15 protein-coding genes are annotated in these 17,952 nt (G+C 62.9%); 7 read left to right on the top strand and 8 right to left on the bottom strand.

Going from position 1 to position 17,952, the window contains the following annotated elements; all coding sequences use genetic code 11:
• Positions 1 to 32 precede the first annotated feature (32 nt).
• Together QN413_RS01150 and mpl are read right to left on the bottom strand one after the other, a co-directional pair.
• Complete coding sequence (locus QN413_RS01150; RefSeq protein ID WP_323494848.1) at positions 33 to 542, bottom strand: cupin domain-containing protein; 510 nt, start codon at positions 540 to 542, stop codon at positions 33 to 35.
• Complete coding sequence (gene mpl / locus QN413_RS01145; RefSeq protein ID WP_323494847.1) at positions 539 to 1,966, bottom strand: UDP-N-acetylmuramate:L-alanyl-gamma-D-glutamyl-meso-diaminopimelate ligase; 1,428 nt, start codon at positions 1,964 to 1,966, stop codon at positions 539 to 541. The genes QN413_RS01150 and mpl overlap by 4 nt, the downstream gene beginning before the upstream one ends.
• An 88-nt stretch (positions 1,967 to 2,054) precedes the next feature.
• Between mpl and QN413_RS01140 the strand changes: the two genes are divergently transcribed.
• The 7 genes from QN413_RS01140 to QN413_RS01110 all read left to right on the top strand — a co-directional run bounded on the left by QN413_RS01140 (position 2,055) and on the right by QN413_RS01110 (position 8,526).
• The gene (locus QN413_RS01140) at positions 2,055 to 2,648 is read left to right on the top strand and encodes a hypothetical protein (RefSeq protein WP_323494846.1); all 594 of its coding nucleotides are present in this window, start codon (positions 2,055 to 2,057) and stop codon (positions 2,646 to 2,648) included.
• Positions 2,645 to 3,202, top strand: coding sequence for a TlpA disulfide reductase family protein (locus tag QN413_RS01135; RefSeq protein WP_323494845.1), 558 nt, complete (start codon positions 2,645 to 2,647; stop codon positions 3,200 to 3,202). Before QN413_RS01140 ends, QN413_RS01135 begins: the two co-directional genes overlap by 4 nt.
• A gap of 163 nt (positions 3,203 to 3,365) precedes the next feature.
• Entirely contained in the window at positions 3,366 to 3,818 is a 453-nt protein-coding gene (accB, locus tag QN413_RS01130; RefSeq protein ID WP_323494844.1) for an acetyl-CoA carboxylase biotin carboxyl carrier protein, read from the top strand.
• 2 nt (positions 3,819 to 3,820) lie between these two features.
• Positions 3,821 to 5,170, top strand: coding sequence for an acetyl-CoA carboxylase biotin carboxylase subunit (gene accC / locus QN413_RS01125; RefSeq protein ID WP_187054378.1), 1,350 nt, complete (start codon positions 3,821 to 3,823; stop codon positions 5,168 to 5,170).
• 17 nt (positions 5,171 to 5,187) lie between these two features.
• The gene (gene prmA / locus QN413_RS01120) at positions 5,188 to 6,072 is read left to right on the top strand and encodes a 50S ribosomal protein L11 methyltransferase (protein WP_323494843.1); all 885 of its coding nucleotides are present in this window, start codon (positions 5,188 to 5,190) and stop codon (positions 6,070 to 6,072) included.
• 40 nt (positions 6,073 to 6,112) lie between these two features.
• A complete protein-coding gene (locus tag QN413_RS01115; RefSeq protein WP_323494842.1) occupies positions 6,113 to 7,564 on the top strand; it encodes a zinc-ribbon and DUF3426 domain-containing protein in 1,452 nt (483 codons plus the stop codon).
• A gap of 59 nt (positions 7,565 to 7,623) precedes the next feature.
• The gene (locus tag QN413_RS01110) at positions 7,624 to 8,526 is read left to right on the top strand and encodes a carbohydrate kinase family protein (protein WP_323494841.1); all 903 of its coding nucleotides are present in this window, start codon (positions 7,624 to 7,626) and stop codon (positions 8,524 to 8,526) included.
• Between the two features lie 91 nt (positions 8,527 to 8,617).
• On the opposite strand, the gene QN413_RS01105 is transcribed toward QN413_RS01110, so the two are convergent.
• The 6 genes from QN413_RS01105 to QN413_RS01080 all read right to left on the bottom strand — a co-directional run bounded on the left by QN413_RS01105 (position 8,618) and on the right by QN413_RS01080 (position 17,951).
• Positions 8,618 to 9,142, bottom strand: coding sequence for a histone H1-like DNA-binding protein (locus QN413_RS01105; protein ID WP_323495011.1), 525 nt, complete (start codon positions 9,140 to 9,142; stop codon positions 8,618 to 8,620).
• Between the two features lie 193 nt (positions 9,143 to 9,335).
• Positions 9,336 to 10,547, bottom strand: a complete 1,212-nt coding sequence (locus QN413_RS01100; protein WP_323494840.1) for a ribonucleotide-diphosphate reductase subunit beta — start codon at positions 10,545 to 10,547, stop codon at positions 9,336 to 9,338.
• Between the two features lie 144 nt (positions 10,548 to 10,691).
• Entirely contained in the window at positions 10,692 to 13,661 is a 2,970-nt protein-coding gene (locus QN413_RS01095) for a ribonucleoside-diphosphate reductase subunit alpha (RefSeq protein WP_323494839.1), read from the bottom strand.
• A 346-nt stretch (positions 13,662 to 14,007) separates the two neighbouring features.
• The gene (gene ampD, locus QN413_RS01090; RefSeq protein ID WP_409051788.1) at positions 14,008 to 14,634 is read right to left on the bottom strand and encodes a 1,6-anhydro-N-acetylmuramyl-L-alanine amidase AmpD; all 627 of its coding nucleotides are present in this window, start codon (positions 14,632 to 14,634) and stop codon (positions 14,008 to 14,010) included.
• The gene (locus tag QN413_RS01085) at positions 14,627 to 16,255 is read right to left on the bottom strand and encodes a sigma-54 dependent transcriptional regulator (protein ID WP_323494838.1); all 1,629 of its coding nucleotides are present in this window, start codon (positions 16,253 to 16,255) and stop codon (positions 14,627 to 14,629) included. The genes ampD and QN413_RS01085 overlap by 8 nt, the downstream gene beginning before the upstream one ends.
• 4 nt (positions 16,256 to 16,259) lie before the next feature.
• Complete coding sequence (locus QN413_RS01080; RefSeq protein WP_323494837.1) at positions 16,260 to 17,951, bottom strand: sensor histidine kinase; 1,692 nt, start codon at positions 17,949 to 17,951, stop codon at positions 16,260 to 16,262.
• Position 17,952 lies beyond the last annotated feature (1 nt).

Genomic DNA, 17,952 nt, shown 5'->3' with positions numbered 1-17,952 from the left:
CTCAAGATCGATCCGACCTCGACCGGATCAAGCTAGATCAGGTCGGCGAGGTCGGGCCAATGGTGGCGCATGGCCGCGGCTTCGTCGCCGTCTCCGGCCATGAACGAGAAATCGGCGAAGTCGAAGCCCGGCGCGACCGTGCAGGCGACCAGCGTGTAGTCCCCCGCCGCGTGGCTCACGATGGGCCGCGCCGCCTGCCACTGACCAGCTGGCACCACATGCTGCGGGCGGGTGCCGTGGACATCGATGGCGCCCAAACGCACGTGCGCAGGCGCGGTTCGCAAGTTGGCGTCGCAAGTCCACAGTGCCAGCGGCACGCCTTCCAGGAACACCCAGACTTCGTCGGACAGCACGCGGTGCCAACGCGAATGCTGATGGGCCTCGAGCATGAAATAAATGGCCGTCAGCGCGCTGCGCGGCGGGCGGCCATCGACCGGTGTCGACACTGCGCCGGAGCGAAACGTCTCGCGATACCAGCCGCCTTCCGGGTGTGGCTGCAACTGCAGCGCTTCAATCAGCTGCTGCGCGCGGGTCAGCGTCATGCAGCGGCCCGCAGCGCGGCCAGTAATTTGTCGTGCACGCCGCCGAATCCGCCATTGCTCATGCAGACGATGTGATCGCCGGGTCGTACGGCGGAGACGATTTGTGCCACCAAGGGATCGATCGAGCCGACCACGCGAGCTCGGTTGCCGAGCGGCGCGAGTGCTGCGGCCGCATCCCAGTCGAGTCCGGCGGTGTGGCAGAAAGCAAGATCGGCGGCTTCGAGACTCCACGGCAGCTGCGACGACATGGTCCCCAGCTTCATGGTGTTGCTGCGTGGCTCGAAGGCCGCGACGATGCGCTCACCGGTCTTGCCATGAATGTCCAGCTGACGACGCAGGCCGTCGAGAGTGGTTCGAATGGCGGTGGGATGGTGCGCGAAGTCGTCGTAGACATGGATGTCGCCACCCGCGCGCGCGACCACGCCGCGCAATTCCATGCGGCGCCGCACGTTATGGAAGGTCCCGAGCGCGGCCGCGGCGTCGGTCGGCGGTACGCCGACATGCTCGGCGGCGGCGATGGCGGCCAGCGCATTCATCTGGTTGTGCAGCCCCGACAGTTCCCATTCGACGCGCCCGACGACTTCGCCATGGCGGCGCACGTCGAAAGCGCTGTGCTCGCCGTCGGCCTGCCACTCGGCCCGCACGCCCGCGCTGCGCACGGTGCCGATCGCACCGCCGAAGCGTGCGACCTCGCTCCAGCAGCCTTGCGCCAGCACGCGCTGCAGGCTGTCTTCGGTTGCATTCACCACCACGCGGCCAGTGCTCGGCACCGTCCGAACGAGGTGATGAAACTGCCTCTCGATCGCCGCGAGGTCATCGAAGATGTCGGCGTGGTCGAACTCCAGGTTGTTCAAGATGGCGGTGCGCGGTCGGTAATGAACGAACTTGCTGCGTTTATCGAAAAACGCGGTGTCGTATTCATCGGCTTCGATGACAAAGGGCAAGTTCGAGCCCAGGCGTGCCGACACACCGAAATCGAGCGGCACACCGCCCACGAGAAAGCCCGGCGCCCTGCCTGCGCGATCGAGAATCCACGCCAGCATCGACGTGGTCGTGGTCTTGCCGTGCGTGCCCGCCACCGCCAGCACATGGCGGCCCTGCAGCACGTTTTCAGCGAGCCATTGCGGGCCGCTCGTATAGGGCAAACCGGCGTCGAGGATTGCTTCCATCAACGGAAACTTCGGCGTGCCGTCGGCCAGTCGAGCCCGTGAAACGACGTTGCCGACCACGAACATGTCGGGCGCCAGCGCCAGTTGGTCGGCCGAAAATCCTTCGATGAGATCGATGTCGAGCGCCCGCAACTGGTCGCTCATTGGCGGATAGACGCCGGCGTCGCAGCCCGTCACGCGGTGACCGGCTTCGCGCGCCAAGGCGGCCACACCGCCCATGAAGGTGCCGCAGATGCCGAGAATGTGAATGTGCATCGACTGATTTTATGGACGGCGCTCGCAGCGCATCTGCGGGGCTTCTTCGGGGCTTCTTCAAATGACACTCTCCGGGCAAAATGATTCGATGGACATGTCCAAGCGCGAAATCGCAGCGACCGCGGCCCGCCTCGTCGTCGAGGAGGGGCTGGAGTACGGGCCGGCCAAACGTCGTGCCTTGCGCGAGATGGGTTTGCCGAACCGGACTTCGCTGCCCAACAACGACGAGGTCGAGGTCGAGGTCCGTGACTACATCCAGCTCTTTTGCGCCGATACGCAGCCCAAAGAGCTCCATGCGTTGCGCATGCTGGCACTGGAATGGATGGAGCGCATGTCGGCTTTCCGTCCGCACATAGGTGGTGCGGTGTGGCACGGTACGGCAACGCGCCTTTCGGATATTTATGTCCAGCTTTTCTGCGACGATTCCAAGTCGGCCGAGATCGCGCTGATCGACCATCACGTCGACTACCAGCCCCGCACGGTTACCGGCTTTCACGGCGAGCAAGTCGAGGCGCTCAGCGTGCACGCGTCGAGCCTTGCACTTGGCGAAGACATCGGCGTGCACCTGCTGGTCTACGATCTCGACGACTTGCGCGGCGCACTGAAGCCGGATGCGCAGGGGCGTACGCCGCGTGGCGACGTGACGGCATTGCGGCGCCTCATTGAAAAGGATTCGGGATGAACACGGATTTGAGCCGGCGACGCTGGCTCTACGGTGGCGTGGCGGTAGTGGCTGCCGGCGCGGGTGTCGGTGGCGCATGGGTGAAACATGATGCCAGTGCGGCCAGCGCTGCAGGGAGCGTCGACGAGGGCGACCCGGCCTTTTGGTCTCGCAGCTTCACGCGGCCTGAAGGCGGAGAACTCAAACTGGCCGACCTTCGGGGCAAGCCACTGCTGGTCAATTTCTGGGCGACCTGGTGTCCGCCCTGCGTCGAGGAGCTGCCGATGGTCGATCGTTTCTTTCGCGATCATGCGACATCAGGGTGGCAAGTGATCGGATTGGCAATCGATCAGCCAAGTTCAGTGCGCAAGTTTCTGGAAAAGACGCCGGTGAGCTTTCCGGTCGGATTGGCTGGTCTTGAAGGCACCGAACTGGTCAAGCTGTTGGGCAACACGGGCGGTGGGTTGCCCTTCACCTTGGTGGTGCAGGCCGATGGAAAAGTCGCCGCGCGGAAAATGGGAAAGCTCGAGCCCGCTGACCTGGAGGCATGGCGGCGTGCATATGTTCACGGTTAGAATGCGGCCGGCCGACGGCGAGCCCGACGCGCTGACGTCGCGAATCGCTGGAATAGACTGACGTAGCTGCCAGTAGTCGGTAATAAGTTGCTATTACACGCACTACACCGATTCCAGGCGAGTTGATTTCCCGAATGACCGGCCCCGCCGGCAATGGAGCCCCATGGACCTGCGCAAACTGAAGACACTGATCGATCTGGTGTCTGAATCCAACATTTCCGAACTAGAGATCACCGAAGCAGAAGGCAAGGTTCGCATCGTCAAAGGCGGTGAACCCGCACCGGTTCAATACGTGCAGGCCATGGCAGCACCGTCCGCAGCAGTTGCTCATGCGCCTGCTGCACCAGCGATTCCTGCGGCGCCAGCGGAAGCAGCGCCAGTTGGCCACGCGATCAAATCTCCGATGGTCGGCACCTTCTACCGCTCGTCCAGCCCGGGTGCCGCCGCTTTCGTGGAAATCGGCAGCAAAGTGAATGAAGGCGACACCGTCTGCATCATCGAGGCCATGAAGATCCTGAATGAGATCGAAGCCGACAAGTCGGGCACTGTCACGCAGATCCTTGGGGAAAACGGCCAGGCAGTCGAGTACGGACAGTCGCTGTTCATCATCGAGTGACCATGTTCAAGAAGATTCTGGTCGCCAACCGCGGCGAGATCGCGCTGCGTATTCAGCGCGCCTGCAGCGAGATGGGCATCAAGGCCGTCATGGTCTATTCCGAAGCCGATCGCGAGGCCAAGTACGTCAAGCTGGCGCAGGAAGCGGTGTGCATCGGCCCGGCGGCATCGGCGCTGAGCTATCTCAATATGCCGGCCATCATTTCGGCGGCCGAAGTCACCGACGCCGAGGCGATTCATCCGGGCTACGGCTTTTTGAGCGAGAACGCGAACTTTGCCGAACGCGTCGAGCAGAGCGGGTTTCAGTTCATCGGCCCAACGCCAGAAAACATCCGGACCATGGGTGACAAGGTCATGGCCAAGCAGTCCATGATCAAGGCGGGGGTGCCTTGCGTGCCCGGCTCGGAAGGCGAACTGTCGGACGACGCGGCCACGAACAAGCGCATTGCGCGTGCGGTGGGCTATCCGGTCATCATCAAGGCTTCGGGCGGTGGCGGCGGGCGCGGTATGCGCGTGGTGCACACCGAAGCGGCACTGATCAACGCCATTCAGATGACCAAGGCCGAGGCGGGTGCTGCTTTCAGCAATCCGGCGGTCTACATGGAGAAATTTCTCCAGAATCCGCGGCACGTCGAGATCCAGATCCTGGCCGACAAGTATAAAAACGCGGTCTATCTCGGTGAGCGTGATTGTTCGATGCAGCGGCGCCACCAAAAGGTGATTGAAGAGTCGCCGGCACCGGGCATTCCTCGCAAGCTCATCGAGAAGATCGGTGAACGTTGCGCAGCGGCCTGCAAGAAGATCGGCTATCGCGGCGCCGGCACCTTCGAGTTTCTATATGAAAACGGCGAGTTCTATTTCATTGAAATGAACACGCGGGTGCAGGTCGAGCATCCGGTAACCGAGTTCACTACCGGCATCGACATCGTCAAGACGCAAATCATGGTGGCCGCAGGCGAAAAGCTTCCGTTTACCCAGCGTCAGATCCAGATGCGCGGCCATGCTATTGAGTGCCGCATCAACGCCGAGGACGCGTGGAAGTTCACGCCTTCGCCAGGCCGCATCACGATGTGGCACCCGCCCGGTGGCCCCGGCGTGCGGGTCGATTCGCACGTCTACACGAACTACTTCGTGCCGCCGAACTACGACTCGATGATCGGCAAGATCATCACGTTCGGCGACACGCGCGAGCAGGCCATGGCGCGCATGCGCACGGCCCTCAACGAGACGGTGGTCGAGGGCATCAACACCAACATTCCGCTGCACCGCGAATTGATGGTCGACGCCAAGTTCATGGCGGGCGGCACCAACATCCACTACCTCGAAGAGTGGCTCGCGGCGCATAAGCGCTGAGCCGGCCGGTGACGTCCATGTTCGAGCTGCGTTTGCTGGTCCCTGAAAGTGGTGTCGAGTCGGTCAGCGATGCGCTCGACGTGCTCGATGCGCTCAGCGTGTCTGTTGAAGATGCAGACGCGGCGACCGATGCCGAACAGGCGTTGTTCGGCGAACCCGGCATGCCGCCGCCGAAAGAAGGATGGCAGCGCTCCCGCGTGATGGCGCTGTTCCATACCGAGGCGTTGGCGCACGAGGCGGTCGCAGTGCTCACACCGCAGGATTTCTTTGGCGGTTGCGAGGTGCTGGGTATCGGCGCAGTACCGGACCAGGATTGGGTGCGCCTTACGCAATCGCAGTTCGCCCCGGTCGAGATCACGCCCGACTTCTGGATCGTACCGACTTGGCACGAGCCTCCGGCGCAAGCCAGCAAAGTGATCCGGCTCGACCCGGGCCTGGCTTTCGGCACCGGCACGCACCCGACCACGCGTATGTGTCTGCGCTGGATCGCGACCCGCGGTGGCCTCGAGGGCCAGCGCGTCCTCGACTACGGCTGCGGTTCTGGCATCCTCGCCATCGGCGCGGCCAAGTACGGCGCGACAGACATCGATGCCGTCGACATCGACGAGGCGGCCGTGACTTCGACCCGGCTCAATGCCGAAGCCAACGGCGTCCAGTTGAAGACCGGATTGCCCGACGCTGTCGATGGTCGCTATCAGACCGTGCTCGCCAACATCCTCGCCACGCCCCTCAAGGTGCTGGCGCCGCTGCTGTGCGGGCGAATTGCGCCGGGTGGCGCGCTGGTGCTCGCAGGCATCCTGGAGCGGCAGGCAGACGAGCTGAAGGCGGCCTACGCGCCTTACGTCGAACTCACGGTCAGCGACAGCGAAGACGGCTGGATCCTGATGACGGCGCGCACCTGAGCTTCCGGTGCGCGGGGTGCGACCCTACAATTCGCGCGACATGAGCCTCGTCACCCGTTGCCCCTCCTGCGCGACCACCTTCAAGGTGGTGAAGGATCAATTGCGGATCTCCGACGGATGGGTGCGCTGCGGTCGTTGCAGCCATGTGTTCGATGCGTCGCTCGATCTGCAAGAGTTGCCTGAGCCTGCAGCTTCTGTGCCCGTTGTGCCTGCAGTGCCAGACTCGGCGGCGTCCGTGCCATCGCCGCCGCCGCTTTCAGACGATGCGGATTTCTTCGATGACGAGCCTCTGCCGGAGCCCGTCGCATCGGCGCCCGCGCCGCTCGAGATGCCCGAACCCGACTTCGACGACGACGACGTAGATGAAGTCGAGGCAGATGAAGCAGAGGAAGGACATGAGTCCGACCCGTCGCGCGAACTGGACCCTTCCGGCGAAGCCCCGGAAGAAGATCGCCAGCCGTATGTCGTGGCGTATAGCTCGGAGACCGTGTTCGAGGGTCGGCCTATGCCCATGCCGATGCCCGCCTACGAACTCAACCTCTCCAAGCCGGCCCGGAGCGCAGAGCCGGCGGCCTTCAAGCCCTCATTGCATGCCGGTGCCATCGTGCTGCCGCGCACGTTGCCCGGCCTGCCGTCGATCGGGTTGGTGGCGGACGAACCGTGGCCGCAAGTGGTCACGCCGCAGTTCGACAACAACGGCGACGAACCGACGATTAAATCTTCCTTGATCGTGCCGTCGCATCTCATGGAGCAAGCGGACAACGCGAGCCAGGTGCAGTTTCAGAAGGCGTTGCGACGCGCGCGCGACAAGGCCGCCAAGATCGCGCGTTCGCGCGAAAAGAATGCTGCCGCGCAGGACTCCAACCCGATGCCGCTGGTTCAGTCCGAAAGCGATGCGATGCCGCTGGTCGTCATGTCGGCGACCGCAGAGAGTGCACCGGTGACCGGCTCCGAAGGCGTCACCTTGCCCGGCCTTCTTCGTGCCGCCTCGGCACCGGCTTTCTGGCGTGGCGTCAAAGGACGCGCATTGCTTGTCGCAGGCATCGTGCTGGGCGTGCTGTTGCTGACGGTGCAGGTCTTGCACCAGGAGCGCGACGCCATCGTTGCGAGACAGCCCGGCATGCGGCCGCTGATGAGCGGTGTGTGTGCCATCACCGGTTGCCAACTGTCGGCACTGCGTCAGATCGGCGATATCACGATCGATGGCGCTGCATTTGCCCGTGAGAAGGTCGGCGACGGCTATCGGCTCAGCTTCACCTTGCGCAACGCCGCGTCGGTGCCGCTCGCGATGCCGGCCATCGAACTCTCGCTGCTCGACACGCAGGAGCAGGCGGTGATCCGGCGAGTGTTGCTGCCAGCCGACTTCGGCGCCCCGGCAGAGCTGGCCGCGCGTGGCGAACGCGTGGCGTCGATGCCGCTGGCGCTCGACGCTGCCCAAGCTGCGAGTCTGCCGCCGGTGGCTGGTTACCGTCTGGTGGCTTTTTATCCCTGAAGCGGCCGAGCGGCGCCGACTTCTTTTCTCCTTTTTTCCTTCCTAACAACGGTTTACCCATGGCAGCAGTGATTTGCGGTTCCCTTGCGTTCGACACCATCATGACGTTCGAAGGTCGGTTCGCCGACCAGATCCTTCCTGATCAGTTGCACATCCTCAACGTGTCGTTCCTGGTGCCGGCGCTCCGGCGTGACTTCGGCGGCTGTGCGGGCAACATCGCCTACAGCCTCAACGCACTGGGTGGCACGGCATTGCCGATGGCTACGGTGGGCAGTGACGGCGCCGACTACGTCGCCCGATTCAAGGGGTTGGGCATCGGCACGGAGTTCGTTCGCGAACTCTCCGACACCTACACCGCGCAATGCTTCATCACGACCGACATGGCCAACAACCAGATCACGGCCTTTCATCCTGGCGCAATGCAGCAAGCCCATCTCAACAAGATCGCGGCACGCGATGACATCCGTATCGGCATCATCTCGCCCGATGGACGTGACGCGATGCTGCAGCATGCAGAGCAGTTCAAACAAGCCGGCATTCCCTTCGTGTTCGATCCGGGCCAGGGGTTGCCGATGTTCAACGGAGATGAGCTGGCACGGTTCATCGAGCAGGCCGACTGGGTCACCGTGAACGACTACGAAGGCAAGATGCTGAGCGACCGCACCGGCTGGAGTGAGGCAGACATCTCGCGTCGCGCGCGCGGGCTGGTGGTCACGCTTGGCGCCGAGGGTTGCGATGTATGGGTCGACGGGCAGAAGATGCATGTTCCGGCCGTCAAGCCTGAGGCAGTTGTCGACCCCACGGGTTGCGGCGACGCGTGGCGCGGTGCGTTGTTGTTCGGGCTGGAACAAGGGTGGGATCTCACCCGGTGTGCAGCGCTGGGCAACCAGATCGGTGCGCTCAAGATCGCGCAACGCGGGCCGCAGAACTACCAGATCGACTTGAAGGCGCTCGGCCTCTGAAAGCGTATTCGTCAGCGCTCCTTCGCTGAGCGAAAAAAAAAGCCCGACACCGTGAGGTGCCGGGCTTTTTGCCTTAAGGCCGCTGACCGACTCAGGGCTTGCTGGCCGTCGGAAACGGCCATGCAGCCTGAGGGTTCAGCGTCGTCTGCGCGGCGGGCGCAGGAGCGGGCGCTACTGCTGCCTTTGCAGGAGCCTTGGCGACTGCCTTCTTGGCGGGCGCAGGTTTCGCAGCAGGGGCAGGCTTGGCAGCGGGCTTTTTCGCTGCTTTCTTGGCAGCGGTCTTTTTAGCCGCGGCCTTTTTCGCAGGAGCCTTCTTGGCAGGGGCCTTCTTCGCAGCTGCCTTTTTCGCAGGAGCCTTCTTGGCGGCAGCCTTCTTAGCCGGGGCCTTCTTAGCAGCGACTTTTTTGGCCGGAGCCTTCTTGGCTGCTACTTTTTTAGCCGGGGCCTTCTTTGCTGGAGCCTTCTTGGCAGCGACCTTTTTGGCCGGAGCCTTCTTGGCTGCTACCTTCTTCGCGGCTACCTTCTTGGCGGGAGCCTTCTTAGCAGCCACGACCTTCTTTGCCGGAGCCTTCTTTGCAGCGGCTTTCTTAGCCGGCGCTTTCTTTGCAGTTGCCATTTCTATTTCTCCTTGATCAAGTTGAAAAATCAACCTCTTGAAGCACTTCGCGTCCGCTTGTGAACGTGAAGCGATTCATGGTGTTGGATCAAGCCCAGCACCATGAACACCTGCGCTTTCGTCCGTGCCGCGCTCTATGGCGTGATCGGCGGCGAAAGCAATTCTTGAACTCATTTATTCTTATCGAAAAAATTCAATCCCACGACAGCGCACCACCCGATTGGTATTCGATGACGCGGGTCTCGAAGAAATTTCGCTCTTTCTTCAGGTCAATCATTTCGCTCATCCAGGGGAACGGATTTTCTTCGTTCGGGAAGAGCGTCTCGAGGCCGATCTGCTGTGCACGCCGGTTGGCGATGTAGCGCAGGTAGCCCTTGAACATGGAGGCGTTCATGCCGAGCACACCACGCGGCATGGTGTCTTCGGCGTACTTGTATTCGAGCTCGACGGCCGTCATGAAGAGAGCCTTGATCTCGGCCTTGAACTCGCTGTTCCAGAGGCTGGGGTTCTCGAGCTTGAGCTGGTTGATCAGGTCGATGCCGAAGTTGCAGTGCATCGACTCGTCGCGCAGGATGTACTGGTACTGCTCGGCGGCGCCGGTCATCTTGTTCTGGCGACCCAGCGCCAGAATCTGCGTAAAGCCGACGTAGAAGAACAAACCCTCCATCAGGCATGCGAACACGATGAGCGACTTGAGCAGGGTCTGGTCGGTCTCGTGCGTGCCGGTCTTGAAAAGCGGATCGCTGATGGCTTCGATGAACGGGATCAGGAACTGGTCCTTCTCGCGGATCGAAGGCACTTCGTTGTAGGCGTTGAAGATCTCGCTCTCGTCCAGACCGAGCGACTCGACGATGTACTGGTACGCGTGCGTGTGGATCGCTTCTTCGAAGGCTTGGCGCAGCAAGAACTGGCGGCACTCCGGCGCGGTGATATGCCGATACGTGCCCAGCACGATGTTGTTGGCGGCGAGCGAGTCGGCGGTCACGAAGAAGCCGAGGTTGCGCTTCACGATGCGGCGCTCGTCTTCGGTCAGGCCGTTCGGGTCTTTCCACAACGCGATGTCTCGCGTCATGTTCACTTCCTGAGGCATCCAGTGATTGGCGCAAGAGGCCAGGTACTTTTCCCACGCCCATTTGTACTTGAAGGGCACGAGCTGGTTGACGTCGGTTTGACCGTTGATGATTCGTTTGTCGTCGGCCCGCACGCGGCGTGCGACCGGAGCGGCGGCTGACGCGACAAATGACGCAGCGACCGACGATGTTGCAGCAGAGATGGCCGGTGCAATTTTCGGCGTCGGCGCCTCCATCGAGCGTGCATTCAATGCGCCGCTTTTCGGTGAGTGCTGCAATCCTTGTTGCATGTCCTTTGGCAAGGAGGGCTTGACTTCTTCGTCCCAGGTCAACATAGAAAAATCCAATACTCAAATTATCAGAGCAACGATGTAAGTTGGAAAGTGCTCGTTCACATCGCGCTCCATTTATCTCGTCGTTATGTTGCTCACATGCATCGCGTTGTGATGTCAGGCGATGCCGCGAACATCAAACGCGCTTCATTGACATGCTTCGCACGTCGGATCGTCCACACCGCAAAACGCGATGTCGGTTTGCGGCATCGAACTCAACTGCAATTGCGCAGCGAGTGCAGCAGCATCGAGTGCGCTCAAGCCTGATGCACCCGACATGCTCGATGACATGTTCGACGATGCTTCGCTGCTCGTGCTGCCCGACGACACAGCATTGAGACGACCGGATTGCACCGTCGATTTTTCAGCGTGCGTCGCGCTCTGGGTGCGGAGGTAGTAGGTCGTCTTCAGGCCACGCAACCATGCGAGCTTGTACGTGTCGTCGAGCTTCTTGCCCGATGCACCGGCCATGTAGATGTTGAGCGACTGCGCCTGGTCGATCCACTTCTGGCGCCTCGAGGCGGCTTCGACCAGCCACGTCGTTTCGACTTCGAAGGCGGTGGCGTAGAGCGCCTTGATGTCTTGCGGCACGCGATCGATCGGACGCAGCGAGCCATCGAAGTGCTTCAGGTCCATGACCATCACGTCGTCCCACAAACCGAGACGCTTCAGGTCGCGCACCAGATAGTGATTGATGACGGTGAACTCGCCCGACAGGTTCGACTTGACCGACAGGTTGCCGAAGCAAGGCTCGATCGATGCGTCGACGCCGATGATGTTCGAGATGGTCGCGGTCGGAGCGATGGCCGTGCAGTTCGAATTGCGCATGCCGTCGGTCTTGATCTTCTGACGCAACGCGTCCCAGTCGAGCGTGGTCGAGCGGTCGACTTCGACGTAGCCGCCACGTGCTTTTTCGAGCAGGTCGAGCGTGTCGATCGGCAGCACGCCCTTGTCCCACAGCGAGCCCTTGTAGCTCGAGTACTTGCCGCGCTCCTTGGCGAGATCGGTCGATGCCCAGTACGCGTGGTAGCAGATGGCTTCCATCGACACGTCTGCAAATTCGACGGCTTCTTGCGAAGCGTACGGAATCCGCAACTCATACAGCGCATCCTGGAAGCCCATCACGCCCAGGCCGACCGGACGATGGCGCAAATTGGAGTCACGCGCCTTCTTGACGGCGTAGTAATTGATGTCGATCACGTTGTCGAGCATGCGCATCGCGGTCGAGATCGTGCGCTTCAGCTTCTCATGGTCGACCTTGCCGTCTTTCAGATGCTGCAGCAGGTTCACCGAACCCAGATTGCAGACAGCGGTCTCGGTGTCGCTGGTGTTGAGCGTGATCTCTGTGCAGAGGTTCGAGGAGTGCACGACGCCCGCGTGCTGCTGCGGCGAGCGCACGTTGCACGCGTCCTTGAAGGTGATCCACGGGTGTCCGGTTTCGAACAGCATCGTGAGCATCTTTCGCCACAAGTCGGCGGCCGGCAGCGTGCGGCTCGGCTTGATGTCGCCGCGGGCTGCCCGTTCTTCGTAAGCGACGTAGGCGCGCTCGAAGTCGGCGCCGAAGAGGTCGTGCAGGTCGGGCACGTTGTTGGGCGAGAACAGCGTCCAGGTGCCCTTTTCCATCACGCGGCGCATGAAGAGGTCGGGGATCCAGTTGGCGGTGTTCATGTCGTGCGTGCGGCGGCGATCGTCGCCGGTGTTCTTGCGCAGTTCCAGGAACTCCTCGATGTCGAGGTGCCAGGTTTCGAGGTATGTGCAGACAGCGCCCTTGCGCTTGCCGCCCTGGTTCACCGCGACAGCGGTGTCGTTGACCACCTTCAGGAAAGGCACGACGCCTTGCGATTCGCCATTGGTGCCCTTGATGTGGCTGCCGAGTGCACGAACGCGGGTCCAATCGTTGCCCAAGCCGCCGGCGAACTTCGACAGCAGCGCGTTTTCCTTGATCGATTCGTAGATGCCGTCGAGGTCGTCGGGCACTGTCGTCAGATAGCAGCTCGACAGTTGCGAGCGCAGCGTGCCGGCGTTGAACAGCGTCGGCGTGCTCGACATGAAGTCGAAAGACGACAGCACTTCGTAGAACTCGATGGCGCGCGCTTCGCGGTCGATTTCGCCGAGCGACAGACCCATCGCAACGCGCATGAAGAACGCCTGCGGCAGTTCGATGCGGTCTTTGCGGATGTGCAGGAAGTAGCGGTCGTACAGCGTTTGCAGGCCGAGGTAGTCGAACTGCAGGTCGCGCTCAGCCTTGAGCGCGGCGCCCAGGCGGGGCAAGTCGTACTGCAGCAGCTTCTCGTCGAGCAGTTCGTTGTCGACGCCCTTCTTAATGAACTGCGGAAAGTAGTCGACGTAGGCTTGCGAGCGCTCGACCGGCATCACTTCGCGGCCGAGAATTTCTTTGAAGATCGTATGCAGCAGCAGGCGCGCGGTGGCGAACGTGTAGTCCGGGTCTTTTTCGATCAGCGTGCGGGCTGCCAGGATCGATGCCTTGTAAACCTCGTCGAGCGGCACGCCGTCGTAGAGGTTCCGCATCGTCTCGGCCTGGATCGGTGCCGCAGTGATGCTGTCGCCCAGACCTTCGCAGGCGGACTCGATCAGGCCCTTGAGCTCGTTCAGGTCGAGCGCGACACGCTCGCCACGGTCGAGCACATGGATGATCGGCGCGACCGGCGCGTCTTGCGCACCTTGCTTGGCGCGCTCTTGCGTGCGGCGTTCGCGGTACAGCACATAGGCACGCGCGATTTCATGATGACCGCCGCGCATCAGGCCGAGTTCGACCGAGTCCTGCACGTCTTCGATGTGGAAGGTGCCGCCGCCCGGACGCGAGCGCACCATGGCGCGCACGACCGCTTGCGTAAGGCCGTCGACGGTTTCGCGCACGCTGGCAGACGCCGCGCCTTGCGTGCCGTGCACGGCGAGAAAGGCCTTCATCATCGCGATGGCGATCTTGTTCGGTTCGAACGGGACCACCGCGCCGTTGCGGCGAATGATCTGGTAGTGCGCGAGCGCATTGCCGGCGGGCGATCCGGCGGTGTCGCGAGCGCTGCTGGTGGCGTTGGGGCTGCCGTTGGTAGATAGCGCGTTGCGTGATGCGGACGGTGTGTTCTGAGCTGTTTGCATTCGATCCTCGGTTGGCAATTCTTGTTGGGGACGCGGACATCGGTGGTCGGCGTTCGATTCCGGAGCCATTCAGGCATTTGTTCCAGACGGCACACTATATCTAGGGTCTGAGGGGCCTACAACCACTAGATGTAGTGTTTTCGACGAACTTCAATGTTTGTGAAAAACTGCACATCTTGTCGCTTTGCGGTGTGCGTGGCGTCGTAGATGCCGGGCGTGCGGCGTGGTTGCTGCCCTACGTTATTCCAACCCAGCAACCATGCGGTTTTCGACCGCTTTTGCATCTGCGAACCGCATGGTTGCTGCGATGCGAAAGAGCGCCGCGCGCCATGTTTGCAGTGCGATATCAAGGTCCGATGGCGACCTCGGGAAACATATCTTTTTTCCAACCCGTTGCGTCGCGCAGACGCCGCCATGCGAAGCCTGGCCCCGGGTCTTGTTTGCGTCCGGGTGCAATGTGTTCATGGCCGGCGACGAAGGCGATCGGATAGTGCTGTGCGATGGCGGGGCAGAGGCCGGCAAGCGCCTCGTATTGCGCGTCTTCGAAGAGCGCACCTTCGAGCCCTTCGAGCTCGATGCCGATCGAATCGTCGTTGCAGTTGGTGCGGCCGCGCCATGCCGATGGACCTGCGTGCCAGGCACGGTCGTCGCAGCTGACGAACTGCCAGAGTTCGCCGTCGCGCCGCACATAAAAATGCGACGACACCTCGACGCCGCGGATGCTCTTGAAGTACGGGTGTGCGTCCCAGTCGAGGCGATTGGTGAAGAGCTGCTGCACCTCGTCGCCGCCGTATTGCGCAGGTGGCAGGCTGATCGAATGCAGCACGATCAGATCGATCTGCGCGCCGACAGGGCGTGGGCCGAAGTTCGGCGAATGCAGTTGCCTGGCAAAGCGGTACCAGCCTGTGTTCCACATCGCTGCGCCGTTCGCAATTCCATCCCCCGCACCATCCACGCCAACCCCCTCATTCATCGATGGCGACGCCATGTCCATCGTCGCCGTTCGGTGTCGCAATGCCGAGTCGTGCAATGCGATAGCGGATCTGCCGCAGGCTCAAGCCAAGTCGCGCCGCCGCTGCGGTGCGATTGAACCCGCTTTCATGCAGCGCGCGCACGAGGATCTCACGCTCCTGTTGATCGAGATAGGTCTGCAGGTCGGACGGCACCGCGGGCGGCGGCGCCTTCGCTTCATGCGGCATCGATGTCGTGCTGTTCGAGCCGATGGGGGCGTCGTGCAGATCAGCGGTGCTCGCCACGCGCGCACCACCTGCTGCATCGTTCGCCACATCGGCCGTGCCCGAAGCCGCAGAACTCGTCATCGAAGCCAGGCTCGCCAGTCCCGAATCAGACCCCATCAGATCCAGATGCAGCTCATCGCCATCGTTCAACGCGACGGCGCGATGCAACAGGTTTTCAAGCTCGCGCACGTTGCCGTTCAGCGGATGCAGCGCGAGCCGGCGCAGCACGTCGGCCGACAGCGTCGGCACCGGCATGCCGGCTTCGTGTGCGATGCGTTCGAGCAGCGCGGTGCACAGCGCCGGCAGATCTTCGCGCCGCTCGCGCAGCGCAGGCACCGCGATCTCGATCACGTTGAGCCGATAGAAAAGGTCTTGCCTAAATCGGCTCGCCAGCACCTCGGCGTGCAGATCCTTGTGCGTCGCGCTGACGATGCGCACATCGACCGCGTCTTCCTGCGTCGAGCCGATCGGCCGCACGTTGCGCTCCTGGATGGCGCGCAGCAACTTCGACTGCATGGCGATCGGCAGGTCGCCGATCTCGTCCAGAAACAAGGTGCCGCCACGCGCCGCCTGAAAGTAGCCATCACGGTCTTGCGACGAGCCGGTGTACGAGCCCTTGCGCGCGCCGAAGAACTCTGCCTCGAGCAGGTTCTCCGGAATGGCGCCGCAATTGACTGCGACGAAGGGCCCGTCGCTGCGCTGGCTGCACGCATGCACGGCGCGCGCGACCAGTTCCTTGCCAGTGCCCGACTCGCCGCGCACCAGCACCGGCGCCATGCCGCGCGCGACCTTGGCGATGCGCGACTTGACGATCCGCATCGGTTCCGAATCGCCGACCAGCCGGGCCAGCGCGGCCAACCCGCTCGCAGCCACGACCGCCGATTTGCTTGCACCCGTATCGATGCTGGCTGCCGTTCGCACCACCTTCACCGGCGACGCATGTTGCTGGACGGCAGAGGCCACGACGGCTCGAAATTGCTTCAGATCGACCGGCTTGGTGAGGTAGTCGAAGGCGCCGGCTTTCAAGGCCTCGACGGCGTTTTCGGCGGAGCCGTAGGCCGTCATGACGACGCATCGCTCGCTGCGCTGGTCGTTCTGGATGCGCTGCAGGATTTCCATGCCGAGCCCATCGGGCAACCGCATGTCGGTGATCACCGCATCGAAGCGCTCGGTCGCCAGATGCTGCATCGCCTCGGCCACGCTGCCGGCCGCGTCGACCTTGTAACCCTCGCGCAGCAGCGTCAGTTCGTAGAGCGTGCGCAGGTCGGGTTCGTCGTCGACCACGAGGATGTGCGCGGGTTGCGCGCTTTGCGCATGCGACGCGGACGCTGTCGGCGATGGGGTGGGGTTGCTCACCCGCCTATTGTGTCAGCCGCGTTTCGGCCGGTGCAAACGAAACGAAGAAATCGTTGCCTTCCGGCCCGTTCGCGGCAAGCGCGCGACGCTCGTAGCCGATCGTCGCGCCGTGCCGCTCGCACAGCTCTCTGCAAATGAACAGCCCGAGACCGCTCGAGCGACTCTCCGACGAAAAGAACGGTTCGAACAGATGCCTCTGCACCGCCGTCTCCAGCGGCGCGCCGTCGCTCCACACTTGCAGATGCGCCCGGTCGCGGCCATCGGCCAGCGTGCTGACCTGGATCGAGCCATCGCGCTCGCCGGCGTAACGCGCAGCGTTGTCGAGCAGGTTTACCAGAATGCGCCGGAGGTGTTCGGCGTCGAAGCGCACGTCGCGGCCGCCGGTTCCCAGCATCACCAGCACGCCGTTGCGCTTCGACTGGCGAACCCATTCTTCGGTAAGCATGCGCACCGTGCTGTCGAGCTCGACCATGTCGCCGAGCGGTTCGATGCGTTGCTGGCGCGCGCGTGCGACATCGAGCACGTCGTCGACGATGCGTGCGAGGCGCTGCGCGTTGTGCTGCACCATGCTGGTCAACTTGCGGTGGGCCGGGTCGACCAAGTCTTCCGCCAGCAGTCCGCTGGCTTGCGTGATGGCTGCCAGCGGATTGCGGATTTCGTGCGCGACGGCAGCCGACATACGGCCCATCGCGGCCAGTTTTTCGGTGCGGATGCGGGCTTCGAGTTCGCGCAGGTCTTGCAGGAACATCACGCACAGGCTGTCGAAGCCGCGCTCGCTGGGCGGCGTCAGGCGTGTGCGCACGCGCACCTCGCGCGGCGCGCCTTGTACTTGCGCTACCGGTACCTCGTGCGATTGCGGAGCGCGCCGCAAAAATGTCTGAGCTGCCAGTGCCGCCAGCGGTTGCCACGCCGGATGGGTGTCGAGGGGAAAGGGCAGCGCCATGCCGGCCAGCCCTTGCCCAAGGATCTCGTCGGCCGCCGGATTGGCCGCATGCACGCGGCCGAAGCTGTCGATCACCAGCACGCCTTCGGTCAGCGTTTCGATGACCAGGTCGTTGACCTGCGCGTGCATCTGCGCCGAACTGCGATTGCGCACCGCCAGTGCCTCTTCGCGCGCCAGCCGGCGCGAGAGTTCGTGCGCCAGCAGCGCCACCACGAACAGGCCGGTGCCGGTGAGCGCCGCCTGCACGAAGCGAGTGGACGAATCGGACGGTTGCTGCAGCCAGTTCCAGGCCGCGTCTGCCAGCAGGAGCAAGGTCACTGCGGCGGTGGTCCCGAGGCCGACCGATACCGTGCCCAGCACCGCACCCATCAACACGGGCAGCGCGAACAGCGGTGTGTAGTTGATGCTGCCGATCTGCAGCAACTGCAGCAGCGTGAAGGTCGCGAGATCGATGCCGACGGTCGCGAACCAGGTCGGGCCCATCCCGCGAATCGGCGGCTGGAATCGGGCGTAGCGTGAGCCCAGTAGCGTTGCAACGAGGTACGCGATCGATACCGCGATGGCGGCGCGATGCACCGGCTGGCCGATCGTCAGCGTGATGACCTGCAGCACCAGCAGCACGGCCGCGACGAAGTAGCGTGCGGTCATGAAGCCACGCCACAAGCGCAGCAACGCAGAGCTTTCTCGCGTGGCAATTTCGAGGCCGCCCCAGTCTGTTCCCGGTTCGCCACGGGACCAGAGGAGGGGCGCCATG

The organism is Variovorax sp. LG9.2 (assembly GCF_035018885.1).
Lineage (GTDB): Bacteria > Pseudomonadota > Gammaproteobacteria > Burkholderiales > Burkholderiaceae_C > Variovorax.
Note: the sequence above shows the minus strand (reverse complement) of the source record. Positions and strands in the feature narration are given on the sequence as shown.